The 14,406-nt window shown below is 37.4% G+C and carries 12 protein-coding genes; 7 read left to right on the plus strand and 5 right to left on the minus strand.

Going from position 1 to position 14,406, the window contains the following annotated elements:
- Positions 1-29: 29 nt before the first annotated feature.
- The 3 genes from BMW39_RS17625 to BMW39_RS17635 are packed head-to-tail and all read left to right on the plus strand — an operon-like array spanning position 30 to position 4,043.
- Entirely contained in the window at positions 30-2,528 is a 2,499-nt protein-coding gene (locus BMW39_RS17625; protein ID WP_034978848.1) for an FtsK/SpoIIIE family DNA translocase, read from the plus strand.
- Positions 2,529-3,551, plus strand: a complete 1,023-nt coding sequence (locus BMW39_RS17630) for a tetratricopeptide repeat protein (RefSeq protein ID WP_034978846.1) — start codon at positions 2,529-2,531, stop codon at positions 3,549-3,551. It begins immediately after the preceding gene.
- 45 nt (positions 3,552-3,596) lie between these two features.
- Positions 3,597-4,043 carry a phosphohydrolase gene (locus BMW39_RS17635; RefSeq protein ID WP_034978845.1) on the plus strand — a complete coding sequence of 149 codons (447 nt, stop codon included), beginning with the start codon at positions 3,597-3,599 and terminating at the stop codon, positions 4,041-4,043.
- A gap of 89 nt (positions 4,044-4,132) precedes the next feature.
- Here BMW39_RS17635 and BMW39_RS17640 read toward each other — a convergent pair whose 3' ends face one another.
- The 3 genes from BMW39_RS17640 to pdhA form a co-directional block, all read right to left on the minus strand.
- Positions 4,133-4,765, minus strand: coding sequence for a DUF2490 domain-containing protein (locus BMW39_RS17640; RefSeq protein WP_083391961.1), 633 nt, complete (start codon positions 4,763-4,765; stop codon positions 4,133-4,135).
- 793 nt (positions 4,766-5,558) lie between these two features.
- Positions 5,559-7,196: a pyruvate dehydrogenase complex dihydrolipoamide acetyltransferase gene (locus BMW39_RS17645; protein ID WP_034978843.1), complete on the minus strand. Its 1,638-nt coding sequence runs from the start codon at positions 7,194-7,196 to the stop codon at positions 5,559-5,561.
- A 16-nt stretch (positions 7,197-7,212) separates the two neighbouring features.
- Positions 7,213-8,217, minus strand: a complete 1,005-nt coding sequence (pdhA, locus tag BMW39_RS17650) for a pyruvate dehydrogenase (acetyl-transferring) E1 component subunit alpha (protein ID WP_034978841.1) — start codon at positions 8,215-8,217, stop codon at positions 7,213-7,215.
- Positions 8,218-8,422: 205 nt separating this feature from the next.
- On the opposite strand from pdhA, the gene BMW39_RS17655 reads away from it, so the two are divergent.
- From BMW39_RS17655 to BMW39_RS17665, 3 genes are read left to right on the plus strand one after another with little or no spacing between them, the layout of a single operon-like run.
- Entirely contained in the window at positions 8,423-9,022 is a 600-nt protein-coding gene (locus BMW39_RS17655; RefSeq protein ID WP_051880068.1) for a phosphatase PAP2 family protein, read from the plus strand.
- Positions 9,023-9,035: 13 nt separating this feature from the next.
- Positions 9,036-9,524 carry a BlaI/MecI/CopY family transcriptional regulator gene (locus tag BMW39_RS17660; RefSeq protein WP_074719381.1) on the plus strand — a complete coding sequence of 163 codons (489 nt, stop codon included), beginning with the start codon at positions 9,036-9,038 and terminating at the stop codon, positions 9,522-9,524.
- A gap of 31 nt (positions 9,525-9,555) precedes the next feature.
- Positions 9,556-11,355, plus strand: coding sequence for a DUF4153 domain-containing protein (locus tag BMW39_RS17665; protein ID WP_051880066.1), 1,800 nt, complete (start codon positions 9,556-9,558; stop codon positions 11,353-11,355).
- Between the two features lie 96 nt (positions 11,356-11,451).
- On the opposite strand, the gene BMW39_RS17670 is transcribed toward BMW39_RS17665, so the two are convergent.
- Both BMW39_RS17670 and BMW39_RS17675 read right to left on the minus strand, forming a co-directional pair.
- Positions 11,452-11,811 carry an RNA recognition motif domain-containing protein gene (locus tag BMW39_RS17670; protein WP_034964648.1) on the minus strand — a complete coding sequence of 120 codons (360 nt, stop codon included), beginning with the start codon at positions 11,809-11,811 and terminating at the stop codon, positions 11,452-11,454.
- Positions 11,812-11,966: 155 nt separating this feature from the next.
- Positions 11,967-12,827: an aldo/keto reductase gene (locus BMW39_RS17675; protein ID WP_034978839.1), complete on the minus strand. Its 861-nt coding sequence runs from the start codon at positions 12,825-12,827 to the stop codon at positions 11,967-11,969.
- A 77-nt stretch (positions 12,828-12,904) separates the two neighbouring features.
- Between BMW39_RS17675 and BMW39_RS17680 the strand changes: the two genes are divergently transcribed.
- Positions 12,905-14,335 carry a right-handed parallel beta-helix repeat-containing protein gene (locus tag BMW39_RS17680; protein ID WP_034978836.1) on the plus strand — a complete coding sequence of 477 codons (1,431 nt, stop codon included), beginning with the start codon at positions 12,905-12,907 and terminating at the stop codon, positions 14,333-14,335.
- Positions 14,336-14,406 lie beyond the last annotated feature (71 nt).

The raw sequence follows: 14,406 nt of genomic DNA on the forward strand, positions 1-14,406 counted from the left end.
AATTTGCAACTATTGACCTTTTTTGAAAAATGAACAACGACAAAAACACAACTTCCAACACGAGCAAGATCATCTCCAAACCAAGAATCATTTCTGGTATTACTTTCATCGTCTTATCCATTGTTTTGACGCTTTCCTTCGCTTCTTATCTGATGAATTGGAAAGCAGACCAAAGTCAGGCTGGAACGATGGCGGACAAAACCATTCAGTCCTCCAATATTTTTGGGAAGATCGGCGATTGGTTGGGTAATCTATTTATCTTCGAAAGTATTGGTGTTGCGGCGTTTGTGGTCGCATTCTTGTTTTTTGTCTTTGGAACTTTGATCTTCAAAAAAAACTATTTCAAACCTTGGAAGACCATATCTCACAGTTTATTTTTCATTTGCTGGACGCCGATCTTCTTCGGCGCTGTGACTGGCGGTGAAGGCGTTCTTGGCGGTGTTTACGGTTATCAGATCATGGATTATCTGAAATCTTACATCGGTTCTGTCGGACTTTGGATGGTACTTTTTGTAAGTTTCGCTTTGTATTTTGTTTTGGAATTTAATCTAAGACCAAGTTCCATTAAAAATAAACTGAACGATATTAATGATAACACGTTCGGCAAGCTGAAAGGTCTGATGCCAGATTCCAATGAAGATTTTGAAGCGGATGAAGAATTGGATAGAGAAATTGTTCCAGAAAAATTAGCTGTTAACGAAGTTCCAGCCAAGAGCGACAATGATTTTAGCAACATCAAAGTGACCCAGGATTTTGAGCCGATCAAAACGCCTAATAAAACAACGTTTGTTGAAGACGTCCAGGAAACGCAGCCTGAATCAATCGTTCTATCAACTGAAGCTCCGATTGAAAAACCAATCGTTGACAAACCAATTGTTATAGAGAAACCTTTAGTAGAAACGCCAGCTGTAAAAGCAAATGACGATATCACTTTAAATATAGAAGTTAAAAAAGAGGAAGTCTATGTTCCAACAGCGGAACAGCAAAAATCCGACGACCTTGTCAGCAAACATGGATTGTACGACCATAAACTGGATCTGGCGAAGTTCCAAATGCCTTCGGTTGAATTATTAAAAGATTATGGCAACGAAGAGATCACCATCAACCACGACGAATTAGAAGAAAATAAAGACAGGATTGTTGGCTTGCTAAAAACTTTCAACGTTGGAATTTCTGAGATCAAAGCGACGATTGGACCAACAGTTACTCTTTACGAGATCGTACCAGAAGCTGGAATCCGAGTTTCAGCGATCAAGAAATTACAGGATGATATTGCTTTGAATCTTTCCGCGCTTGGAATTCGTATCATCGCGCCAATGCCAGGAAAAGGAACCATAGGAATTGAGGTCCCAAGAAAAAATCCGACCATGGTTTCTATGCGTTCCGTTGTTGCATCGCCGAAATTCCAAACTGCGGATATGGATCTTCCAATCGTTTTTGGAAAGACCATTTCCAACGAGGTTTTCGTGGCGGATCTTGCTAAAATGCCTCACCTATTGATGGCTGGAGCAACCGGACAAGGAAAATCGGTTGGGATCAATGCGATCTTGACTTCTTTAATATATAAGAAACATCCGAGCGAACTGAAATTTGTAATGGTGGATCCGAAGAAGGTAGAGCTTTCTTTATATTCAAAAATTGAAAGACATTATTTAGCTAAATTGCCTGATACAGAAGATGCGATCATTACAGACAATGCAAAAGTGATCAATACTTTGAACTCACTTTGTATCGAAATGGATCAGCGTTATGACCTTTTGAAAAATGCATTCTGTAAAAACATAAAAGAATACAACGCCAAATTCGCTCAAAGAAAACTGAATCCTGAAAACGGACACCGATATTTACCTTACATCGTTTTGGTGGTCGATGAGTTTGCCGATCTGATCATGACGGCAGGAAAAGAAGTTGAACATCCGATTGCACGTCTAGCACAACTGGCAAGAGCGATTGGAATCCACTTGATCGTTGCAACACAAAGACCCTCCGTAAACGTCATCACAGGTATGATCAAAGCGAATTTCCCTGCGAGGATCGCGTTCCGTGTAATTTCGGGAGTCGATTCTAAGACGATTTTGGATTCGCCTGGAGCGGAGCAATTGGTTGGACGTGGTGATATGCTTTACTTCAATGGAAATGATCTGACACGTTTGCAATGTGCGTTTGTAGATACGCCGGAAGTAGAGAGAATTGCTGAATTTGTGGGTGAACAAAAAGGTTATCCAGACGCTTATCTTCTTCCAGAATATTCCAGCGACGAAGGCAGTTCAACCGTTGGTGCCTTCGACCCGAACGAGAAAGATCAGCTTTTTGAAGAGGCGGCAAGAATCGTCATTTCGACACAACAAGGTTCAACATCCATGCTTCAAAGACAATTGAAATTAGGATACAACAGGGCTGGAAGAATTATGGATCAGCTGGAAGCCGCTGGCGTAGTTGGTGGTTTTAACGGTGCGAAAGCGAGAGAGGTTTTGATCTCCGACCTTGGTTCTTTGGAACGTTTGTTTGATGAATTGAAAGGGAGATAAATGAAAAAATTATATAAAACTAATAATAGATTAAGCTCTTATTTGAACCTTAAAAGCTCATTAATAATTTTATTGTTTTCATCATCCTTTTGCTATTCTCAGGAGAATAATTTAATTGGAAAATGGATATTAGTTAGAACCTTATTTGACACCGGAAAAAAAATTGAAATAAATAGTCCGAATTACTCTTCAAAATTAACCTATACCATAAGTCCAGATAAATTAAAAATCAATAGTCAGTCCTTTAATTCTACTTTTACATCCAATAAGATTAAGACTCCTTTTAGAATTATAAATTATTCATTGAGAGAAAACTATTTATTAATCCAAGATGAGGGAGATAATAAAATAAGTTATTTTTTGAAAATAAAAGATTTCATTAAGAAATTTCCTGAGTTTTCACTTAAAGAGGCTCAAAGAAATGGAATTACTTTCTATGTTGATAATGATTTATCAGGATATGAATTCAATAATGAACATTCTTTTGAAGAATTTATAGATAAAAATACTAGAGACAGATCTTCAAAAGATTTTAAAAATTTAAATTTTCAAGTTGAATTTATTTTAACTGCAGAGAATAAAATTAAGGATATTAAAATCTTAAATTCTATTGACAATGATTTTGACAATGATTATATAAATGCTTTGAAAAAAGCAGAACCTTTTTTGGAAAATATTTCTGGAAAAGATTTACTTATCTTCAAAGAAGTTAATCAATTAAAATGGGCAAATGATTTAAATGATAAGGAGGAAAAAAAGTTATATAAATCAAGAGCAAATGGCCTAGAATATTTCAGAAATAATAAATTTGAGAAAGCTATAGTGGAATTTTCACAGATTCAAGATTTACAGATTAAAAATAATAGGTTTAAAACATTGATAAAGGAATCATTACTTAATTTAGGTGTATCTTATTTAGCAATTGGTAATAATGATAACGCTTGTAAAATCTTTAATAAAATAGGTGATAAAACAGACTTTGAAATCAGAAATTACTTAATTGATTTTTGTGAGAGAAAATAATTATACGAAATATACATCAGGAAAATATTATATTAAACTAACTAAATGTCCACACACGAACTTCTCTACAAAGCCATAAAAATCGCTACCAAAGCACATAAAAAACAAACCGACAAATACGATGCGCCTTACTTAGGTCACGTTTTCCGCGTGATGAATGCGGGAAAGACCATCGACGAAAAGATCGTTGGCGTACTGCACGATGTTGTGGAAGACAACCCGGAATTCCCATTAGAATTTCTCCGAGAAAAAGGTTTTCCAGAGCACATTCTAGAAGCTGTGGAATGTCTGACGAAACGGGAAGAGGAACATTTGGATTATGACGCATTCGTGGCAAGGATAGAGAAAAGTCCGTTGGCGATTGCTGTAAAACTGAATGATCTGCGCGACAATATGGACCTCACCAGATGCACAACATTGCTCGAAGAAAAAGATTTGAAGCGCTTCAACAAATATCTGAAAGCCTATCTTTATCTGATTGAAAAATATTAGAAATACTAATTCTGAAATTTTCTTTCCCCAATCCTAAAGGGAGGAAAATTTCAGAAAAATTGCACCCTTTAGGGTTGGGGAAACAATTTTTAATCCACCATCGGGATCACAATATCCTTCTCGTCATCCGTCCCATCAATCGTAAAGTTGAGCGCGAAATAGAGGAAGTGAAAATTATCATTCCCTTTCGCCGCAAATTCCCGCTGGAACATATAACCTGAAGTCACAGACAAACTGTGGTTGAACTGGTAACCAAAACCTGCAAAGGTCCGGTTACGCTTGAAGTTTGGGTCCACAGGTCCAAGGAAGATCTCCTCAAAAGCATTCACAAAAAAAGTTTCTTCCTGCACCTTATCTTTATTGATCGGCAAAGTTGCGCTCAGTCGGTAGCGGAAACGGTTCGCCTTGGTATGTTCACCCGTTTGGCTGGCGTAGAAATAGCGCTGCTCTGCCCTACCCCTGTGATCCAGCTTCAACTTTCCAAGCCTCTGCGTAAAAGTATATTGCAACCACATCCGGAATTCCTCCTGAGATATCTTCATCTTCTCATAAGTTCCGTAACGCCCGGCGCCTACAAAAACCTGATTGTTTTTCGTGATGTTGTAGCCAATTCCACCTTTTGTCTCATAATAGTCGATCACGGTGTAATCCCGTCTGGCTCTCGTTTGAAGCTCTACATAAGCCATCCATTTCGGACTCGCTTTGTACGTAAAAGACATCATATTGAACCCCGACAAATGATCTTGTCCAAACACCAAACTTCCTACGAAAAGAAATAAAAAACTAAGCTTTTTCACGGCACAAATATAATCAAATCCCAAATTGAAATGCTAATTATTTGGGCGTAACCCTTTGTTTTTGCCAAGACGTTTCTCCATTTTGATAGAAAGCTCTCAGTTTAGCAAAAAACAAGCGGGTCGGGCTGTCCACTATTATCTTTTTGTCTAGAACGTTTCCCATCCAAATTGATATTAATCCAAAGACAAAAAGGATAACCGCTTCCATCCCTTACGCAGCTTGGGTTATCAGCACGACGTGAGTCCATCAATTAAAATTTATTCTAAACTTATATTTAAGTGTAATCCATTCCAAACAACTTGTTTAAACAAAATACAAGTTGTGGTTTTCTCTACGCAATCTGTTTAAACTAAATACAAGTTGTGTTTTTCTCCAAACAACTTGTTTAAACTAAATACAAGTTGTAGTTTTCTTCAAACAACCTGTTTAATCTAAATACAAGTTGTGTTTTTCTCTAAACATCTTGTTTAAACAAAAAATAAGTTGTGTTTCTCTCTAAACAACTTGTTTAAACTAAATACAAGTTGTGGTTTTCTCCAAACAACCTGTTTAAACTAAATACAAGTTGTGGTTTTCTATAAACAATCTGTTTTTAATATAATTCAAATCATTAAACAAAATTACAGCCTAATACCAATTCTTAAAAATTTAAATTCAGAAACAAAAAAAACCTTTCAACAGAATTGAAAGGTTTTATAAAATATTTCGAACAAGTTTTTATCCTAATAAAAGCGTCAATGGACTTTCCAGATAAGTTCTAAGCGTTTGCAAGAACTGAGCACCTGTTGCTCCATCAATTACTCTGTGGTCACAAGCCAATGACAATTTCATGGTGTTTCCAACAACAATTTGTCCGTTCTTAACGATTGGTTTCTCAACGATGGCTCCTACAGATAGGATCGCAGAATTCGGTTGATTGATAATCGATGTAAACGTCTCAATCCCAAACATTCCAAGATTTGAAACGGAGAAAGTAGAACCTTCCATTTCGTTAGCTTTAAGCGCTTTTGTTTTCGCTCTTCCAGCCATATCTTTTACAGATGCGGAGATGTCGTTGTAAGACATAAAGTCTGTATTCTTCAATACTGGAACTACCAATCCGTCTGGAACAGCTACTGCTACCCCAACGTTGATATTCCCGTGGTGGATGATCTTGTCACCTGCCCAAGAAGAATTCACTTGTGGATGTTTTCTCAATGCCACTGCAACCGCTTTGATCACCATATCGTTGAACGATACTTTGGTGTCTGGCACAGCGTTCATTTCTTTTCTCGCTTCGATCGCCTTATCCATGTTGATCTCAACCGTCAGATAATAATGTGGCGCAGTGAATTTACTTTCACCCAATCTCTTCGCGATGATGTTTCTCATTTGAGAATTCACAGTTTCAGAATCTTCTCCTGGCGTGAATGCTACGCTTGGCTGAGCAGAAACCGCTTTCGGCGCTGAAGCTGCAGCTGCTGGCTGAGCAGACGGCTGATAGTTTTCAACATCCTTTTTCACGATTCTTCCGTTCTCACCAGAACCTTTGATAGCTGAGAAATCTACACCTTTATCTTGTGCGATTTTCTTGGCCAAAGGAGAGATTGCGATTCTTTCGCCTGTAGAAGATGCAGCTACTGGAGCCTCTTCTTTTTTATCTTCAGATTTAGTTTCGGTTTTTGCTTCTGCTTTTGGAGCAGCTGCTTTTTTACCGCCACCGGAAACCACACCGGAAACGTCCGTTCCTGCAGGACCGATGATCGCTAAGATCTTATCTACTTCCGCAGCGTCACCTTCAGCAACACCTTGGTATAATAAAGTTCCGTTCACTTCAGATTCGAAATCCTGAACAGCTTTGTCAGTTTCGATCTCAGCAAGGATGTCACCTTCTTTTACAGTGTCACCTACGTTCTTTTGCCATTTGGCAACTTTACCTTCGGTCATTGTATCAGAAAGACGAGGCATTGTGATCACCTCTACACCTTCAGGCACTTCGGCTCCGCTCGTTGAGTCGGTGCTTTCAGTTTCTACATCTGTAGATTCGCCTTGGGTTTTTGATTCTTCTTCGGACTTGCTTTCAGCAGCAGCTTCTGGTTTTGCACCTCCGCCGTTCGTTAGTGAAGAAATATCTTCTCCTTCTTTACCGATGATTGCCAAAATAGAATCTACTGGTGCAGCAGAACCTTCCTCTACGCCAACGAATAATAAAGTTCCGTTGATCTCGGATTCAAAATCCTGAACTGCTTTATCTGTTTCGATCTCTGCAAGAATATCACCTTCTTTTACAGTGTCACCAACTTTTTTGTGCCATTTTGAAACTTTGCCTTCCGTCATCGTATCCGACAAGCGGGGCATCGTAATTACTTCTGCCATAATTTTTTTTATAAAATTAATTATTTTCTAATTTGTTGATGAATGGATAATCCGGAGTGGAATATACATAGTCATAAAGAAGATTTGCATCTGGATACGGAGAATTCTCCATAAACTCTACACATTCTTCTACAAACTCTCTTGATTTTTCTTCCAAAGCGTCCAATTCTTCTTGGGTCGCCCAATTGTTATCAAAGATTCTTTGTTTCACAATCTCGATCGGATCTTCCAATTTGTATTGCGCCACTTCGTCTTTTGATCTGTAAGGTTCCGCATCCGACATAGAGTGACCTCTGTAACGGTACGTTCTAGCCTCGATGAAAGTTGGCCCGTCTCCTCTTCTTGCTCTTTCGATCGCTTCGTAAGCAGCTTCTGCTACTTTCTCCGGATCCATCGCATCTACAGGAAGACAAGGCATCTCATATCCTAATCCTAATTTATAAATATCTTCGTGGTTGGCAGTTCTTTTCACAGAAGTTCCCATTGCGTAGCCGTTGTTCTCACAAACGAATACTACAGGAAGTTTCCAGTTCATTGCCATATTGAAAGTCTCGTGAAGCGCACCTTGACGTACAGCACCATCACCCATAAAACAGATATTGACAGCTTTTCTGTCAAAATACTTGTCACCGAATGCAATACCTGCTCCCAAAGGGATCTGACCGCCAACGATACCATGACCACCATAGAAACGATGCTCTTTGCTGAAAATGTGCATAGAACCTCCCATTCCCTGAGATGTTCCTGTAGCTTTTCCACAAAGTTCTGCCATGATTCTTTTTGGGTCAACGCCCATCGCCATTGGATGGATGTGACATCTGTATGCTGTGATCATACTGTCTTTGGAAAGGTCCATTGCGTGGGTAAAACCTGCTGGAATGGCTTCCTGACCGTTATAAAGGTGTAAGAAACCTCTGATTTTCTGTTTAAGATAAAGAGAACGGCATTTGTCTTCAAACCTTCTCCACATCGTCATTTCTTCATACCATTTAAGGTAGACTTCTTTTGAAAATTCTTTCATTGTAATTTCGAAATATGTAGCAAAAATAAGAAAAAAATATTTCTTTATTGTATGCATATTATCATATTTTTCCACAGATTAAATTCATTAGGTCAATTTAATATAAAAAATTGCGCAATCGATTGCATTATTAATGAACTTAATTCAAAAGGAGAAGTTTGGAGAAAATGATAAATGTTGTATATTGAGGTCGAAATTTTGCTGAATGGAAATCAAAAACCCAATTATTATTACGCTTTCGAAAGTGATCTCGAATTTCTTCAACCCGTTGGTTTCTCTCGTCATTTACTTTTTCTATTACAGTTACAAGAATTACACTTGGGAGCAGGCTTCTGCAAAGTTTTTACCAATCCTACTCTTGTTGATCATTCCAGTTGCGCTTTGGATCTACAGAAATGTGAAGAATGGGAATTACACTAATATGGATGTTTCGAATCGCAAGCAACGGCATTCGCTTTATATCTTCATTATTATTGCAACGGTCATCTTCTTAGCCGTGGATTTTTACCTTCACAAGGAAATGGATTGGGCAATTTTTATGCTTTGTATTTTATTAATTTTGATGCAGGTCAGTAATTTCTTCATCAAAAGTTCAATGCACACGAGTCTCAATATTTATGTTGCGGCTTTGTTCTTCACCATAGAACCAGTGATCGGCATTTTTTGGTTTCTACTTTCAATCGTCATTGGAATTACCAGAGTGATCCTCAAAAGACACACACCAAAAGAAGTTTTGTCCGGTGGCGCGATCGCTATTTTTGTATCTTTAATCTATCTTGTAATGGTGAACGCCATTATCTTTTAAAATATTCATTTTTATGATGTTACAATCTTTAACACCTTCTGAGGAAGAAATAATGCAACTGATCTGGAACAAAGGTCAAATCTACTTCCGAGAATTGATGGACATTTATCCAGAACCAAAACCTCACCAAAACACGGTTTCGACATTCTTGAAAATCCTGGTAGACAAAGATTATCTTTCAACCGAGAAACAAGGAAGAATTTACCTCTACACACCAACAATCGGTTTTGATGATTACAAAAAATTTGTATTGAGTCGCTTTCTCGAAAATTACTTTGACAATTCCGGAAGCGCATTGCTGCAGGTTTTGGTTGACGAAAAATTTGTTGTAGCTAAAGATCTGGAGCCATTCGTGGATGGGAAAAAGACGAAGGCCTCAATAAGAGAGAACACAGAGGAAGACAATCACATCCAGGATTTCATCAAAGAGATCACTGGTGAGAAAAAGTCTAAGAAGAAAGAAAAAAAGGATAAGAAAAAAGGTAAAAAGAAGAATAAGTAATTTTAATTCTAACTAAAAAAAGACAAACATCATGAATCAAAAAATAAACGAAATATTCGGGAAAGCGAGTTTTGCCATTCGGCAATTCCCTTTGGTTTTATTGATGGCTTTGTCGGCGTCGATTTGTTTGATGTTCATCGCTGAGGAAAATTTCCGCACCAGCGAGAAAGTTTTCACGTTGACCAAACTGACTTTGGTTTCGTGTTTGGGAATTTCGTTGATGTTTGGTTTGAAAATCCTTTCGCAGCGAATCGGAAAACAGATATTGCTCGAACTTGGCGGAATTTTATTCTTGATCGGCTTCTATTTTCTGTTGCCAAAATTGCAAAAAGATTTCACCGAAGTGTATGCGTTTCTACTGATTCCGACTTTTATTTTGTCGCATCTTTTCGTTTCGTTTGCTTCATTTTTCGGGCAGAAAACCGAGATGCATTTTTGGCAATACAACAAGAATCTCTTCATTAATATTTTCCTCACCGTTATCTTCACTGGCGTTTTGACCGGCGGTGTAGAATTGGCGATTGTCGCGGTGGACAAGCTTTTTGATTTTAATTTTAATGATAAAATATATCTGCGCGTTTTTTATTTATTAGCCATATTCGGAAGTAGTTTTATCTTTCTTTTATTCAACGAAAAAGGTCTGGAGGATTTGGAAAAAGAAGGCAAATATCCAGTCGTTCTAAAATTCTTCACACAATATATTCTAATTCCACTCCTTATTATATATGTTGTCATCTTGTATTTCTATTCGGCGAAAATCCTCATCAATTGGGAATTGCCGCGAGGTTGGGTTTCATATCTCGTCCTCGCCTATTCGATCGTTGGGATTTTGGCGATATTGCTGGTTCATCCTTTAAAAGAAAATTCGGCGAAGTCTTGGGTCAAGATGTTTTCGAAAATCTTTTACTTTACCTTAATTCCATTATTGATCTTACTTTTCACCGCTATTTTTACAAGGATCCTGGAATATGGATACACGGAACCGAGATACTTTGTCGTGCTTCTTTCAATTTGGTTGGCTACTGTCGTTTTCTATTTTATCATTAATAAAAATGCGAACATCAAATTCATTCCAACAAGTCTTTTTGCCTTTGGATTGTTTGCGTTGATTTTCCCATTTCTCAATACATTTTCTGTGGCGAAACGAAGTCAGAAAAATCAACTGCTTCAAATCCTCAATGAAAATAAATTGCTTGACAACAACCAGAAAATCGATTTTACAAGACGAATTGTTGATAGCACAGCGACGGAAATTGCGAACAAGTTTGAATTTTTGGGCAAACGAAATGAAAACGAATCCTTGTTAAAATTAATAGATATTAAAAAACAGGAAGATTTAGCCAAAGAAATCAATCAATCTACAAATTCATATTCGCTTTACTACATTGTAAAAGACCAATTTTCTAATCTTAAAAAGACAGATAAATCGACTTCGGATTATCAAAGATTAGAATTAATTTCAAATCAACAAATTGTAGATGTTAGCGGTTACAATTATGTTTTTTACTTCAACAGATATAACCACAGCGCCAAAACTATTGGCAATGACACGTTTGAGATCTTCGACAGAATAACGGATGAGGAACCGCAGTTCAAAGTTATTTTAAATTCTAAAGAAGAAGCTGATTTTTCTTCATTAATCATAGATCTAAAAACAAAATACAAAGGAAAAATCGGAAAAATAAATTTACCCGAAATGGCGATGGAAGGTCATCTGGAAAAGTACCATCTCAAAATATCACTGGGAAATCTGATCATTGAAAAGCACAAAAAAAATCCTTTGCCAACCATAGATTTTGAAAACGCCTATTTGTTGATCAAGAAAAAGTAAGATTTTAAAATCATTTTTCTGAGGTCAATTTGATAAATTACAAGCACAAAAAAAGCGATCTAAAAATAGATCGCTTTCTTGTTTTGTTAAGGAATATTACCAACGGCCGCCTCCACCGCCTCCACGGTTTTCTCCACCACCGTAACCACCTCCACGGTTGTTACCACCTCCGTAACCACCACCACGGTTGTTATCGAAAGATCTTCTTGGTTTCTCTTCTCTTGGTCTAGCCTCGGTAACATTTAGTATTTTACCGTTAAATTCTTTCTGATTTAAAGCATCTAATGCTTGTTTTCCTTCTTCGTCTCCCATTTCTACGAAACCAAATCCTTTTGATCTCCCAGTGTCACGGTCAGTAATGATCTTTGCAGAAGTTACTTCTCCAAATTCTTCGAATAATTCTTGCAACTGATAATCTTTAGTTGCGTAATTGATGTTTGAAACAAAAATGTTCATTTTAAAAAAAAATTAAGTTAACTGTTGTTTTAATATTATATCAGGAAAAACAACAAAAGAAGATTATTGATTTCAAATATAATTGAGTGCAAGATACAATTATTTTTGAATAATTATATATTTTGAAAATTAATTTAAAGTGAATTGAAAATCTGTCAATCCACCTGTTTTCCTCGGCTTGCTTCCAATATGCGGAACCAATCTATTGCTTCCAAATCAATCAATAATGATTTTTTCAAGTGCCGGACGGTTTCCACTTTAGAGGTTCCGATCACAGGAATGATCTTCGCTGGATGCTTCAAAATAAATGCTAACAACAGCTGGTTTTCCTCAACATCATATTTATCAGCTAGCTCTTTCAGAACATTGCTAATAATCATATTCTGGTCTGTCTTTTCCGAGAAATAATTTCCCATCACAGACCAGGCCATCGGTCTCAGACCTTTGCGCATCAATTGCTCCAAAGTACCATCATAGAAAGCGTTCAAATGATTGACTGAGACTTCGATTTGATTTGTTACTAAAGGAAAATATTGATTCAACAGGTCGAATTGGGAAGCAGAAAAGTTGCTCACGCCAAATTCCTTCACTTTGCCTTGGGACTTCAAAGTTTCAAAGACCTTGGCAACCTTTTCTGGATCCAACAAAGGCGACGGGCGATGCAATAGAAGAAGGTCTAGATAATCTGTTTTCAAATTGCTGAGACTTTCATCAACACAATTTAAAATATAATCAGAATCATAGTTGTAATATTTGAGTTGCGATGGCTTTTTCTCAGAATCCATCACGATTCCACATTTGGAGATCAGTTGAATTTTATCTCTTTCGATATTCATTCCTTTCCAAGCGTTACCAAAAAGTTCTTCCGTAGTGTGACCTCCGTAAATATCGGCGTGATCGAAGGTAGTGATATCTTCCTCCAGGCAAACTTCTATCAGTTCCTGTACTTTTCTCTCGGGATGATCTGCGCCCCAAACGCCCCAACGCATTGTTCCAGCTATTAATTCTGAATACATATTAATAAATTTTTACAAATATATTATGTTAAACACAAAATACATTGATAAATTTGATATTCAAAAAATTTAAGTTTATGAAGAAATTTACTCTTTTACTGATGTTGGGTTGTGCTTTTGCCAAGGCTCAATTCACCAGTCCGAATAACGGAACCAGTTACACGCTGACCAGCTTATCTGCTGCTGCACCGACCGTTTTGGTGAAAAGCGGTACAGATTACACTTTGACGGCCGACCTTACACTTTCTGCCACAGACAAACTTTTGATCGACGAAAACACAACCTTGAAAGTCAATTCTGGCATCACCATTTTTATTTATGGCGAATACAAAACTACAGCGGGTAATTTCACAATTACAGCGACAGATATTGCTTCACCATTCAAAGGGATTCGTTTTGAGGATGGATCGGTTGCAGAAATAAGAAATACAAGAGTAGAATATGGCGGTGGCGTAAGGGTTTTATCCGCGAATTTCTTAATGGACAATTGTATCCTTTACAAAAATAATGGTGGTGTTTCTACGAGTGGTGCACTAAGTTTTTCTAAAGGTAGTCCAATTGTGAGCAACTCTCAATTCTTAGAAAACTCAAAAGCGGCAATCGGATCAGCTGCGAACGCAACAGTTTCGGGGACATTCAGCAATAATTATTTTTTTGGCAATGTGACAGAAAATATCAATACACCACAGATCAATATGGGACCTGGCGGAACAGATTCTTTGAAGATCATTAATAATACGATCATCGGAGATCGTACAAAAATAATGGTTGGTGGGATTTCAGCATCGGCGTTGGCTGGCGGAACAAACAGATTCCGAATCGAAGGAAACACCATCAGAGATAACCGTTACGGAATTACATCCTACGCTTCTACTTCTACAGGTACTATCAAAAATAATATTATAGAAAACAACAACACCCAAAACGATGCAAACTTGGGCGGTAGCGGAATCTCAATCTATGGCGCGAAAGATGTTGTCATTACAGAAAACCAGATCAGAGGTAATCTTTGGGGAATTACAATCTTAAGTAATGGAACAGCCAATGTGGGAACCATTGAAAATCCTGGAAATAACATTTTCAAAAACAATGTTAACGGCGGAGAAACTGTTGCTTTATTTAACAATACGACCAATCCAATCAATGCTGTTGGAAACTGTTGGAGAGAAGACGAACTTTCGACAGACGCAATGGTAGAAGAAGTTATAGGAAGTCAGACTTCCAACACCATAAATTACAAACCTTATAACTGTGCATTACCATTGTCTGTATCTGATGTCTCAAAATCAGCAATGAAGATCTATCCAAACCCGAGCAAAAATCGTTTTTTCCTTGATACAGAAAATGCCGGAAATATCGTGATCCAGGACCTAAGTGGTAAAGTCGTTCATTCTGCAATCGTGAACAAGGGAAAGAACGAGATCAACACCAATTTGCAATCTGGCGTTTACATCATCACCCAACATTATGAAGGGAAAAGATCAAACACAAAACTGATCATCAAATAATTGATTTTGAAATCAAATCTCACAAAAGCATCACAAATCGTGATGCTTTTTTCATATCCATAAATTGATTA

Source organism: Epilithonimonas lactis (assembly GCF_900110605.1).
Taxonomy (GTDB): Bacteria; Bacteroidota; Bacteroidia; order Flavobacteriales; family Weeksellaceae; genus Epilithonimonas; species Epilithonimonas lactis.

Coding starts and splice junctions, on each gene's coding strand:
- BMW39_RS17625 (WP_034978848.1), top strand. CDS start 30: ATGAACAACGACAAAAACACAACTTCCAACACGAGCAAGATCATCTCC.
- BMW39_RS17630 (WP_034978846.1), top strand. CDS start 2,529: ATGAAAAAATTATATAAAACTAATAATAGATTAAGCTCTTATTTGAAC.
- BMW39_RS17635 (WP_034978845.1), top strand. CDS start 3,597: ATGTCCACACACGAACTTCTCTACAAAGCCATAAAAATCGCTACCAAA.
- BMW39_RS17640 (WP_083391961.1), bottom strand. CDS start 4,765: ATGATGTCTTTTACGTACAAAGCGAGTCCGAAATGGATGGCTTATGTA.
- BMW39_RS17645 (WP_034978843.1), bottom strand. CDS start 7,196: ATGGCAGAAGTAATTACGATGCCCCGCTTGTCGGATACGATGACGGAA.
- pdhA (WP_034978841.1), bottom strand. CDS start 8,217: ATGAAAGAATTTTCAAAAGAAGTCTACCTTAAATGGTATGAAGAAATG.
- BMW39_RS17655 (WP_051880068.1), top strand. CDS start 8,423: ATGGAAATCAAAAACCCAATTATTATTACGCTTTCGAAAGTGATCTCG.
- BMW39_RS17660 (WP_074719381.1), top strand. CDS start 9,036: ATGATGTTACAATCTTTAACACCTTCTGAGGAAGAAATAATGCAACTG.
- BMW39_RS17665 (WP_051880066.1), top strand. CDS start 9,556: ATGAATCAAAAAATAAACGAAATATTCGGGAAAGCGAGTTTTGCCATT.
- BMW39_RS17670 (WP_034964648.1), bottom strand. CDS start 11,811: ATGAACATTTTTGTTTCAAACATCAATTACGCAACTAAAGATTATCAG.
- BMW39_RS17675 (WP_034978839.1), bottom strand. CDS start 12,827: ATGTATTCAGAATTAATAGCTGGAACAATGCGTTGGGGCGTTTGGGGC.
- BMW39_RS17680 (WP_034978836.1), top strand. CDS start 12,905: ATGAAGAAATTTACTCTTTTACTGATGTTGGGTTGTGCTTTTGCCAAG.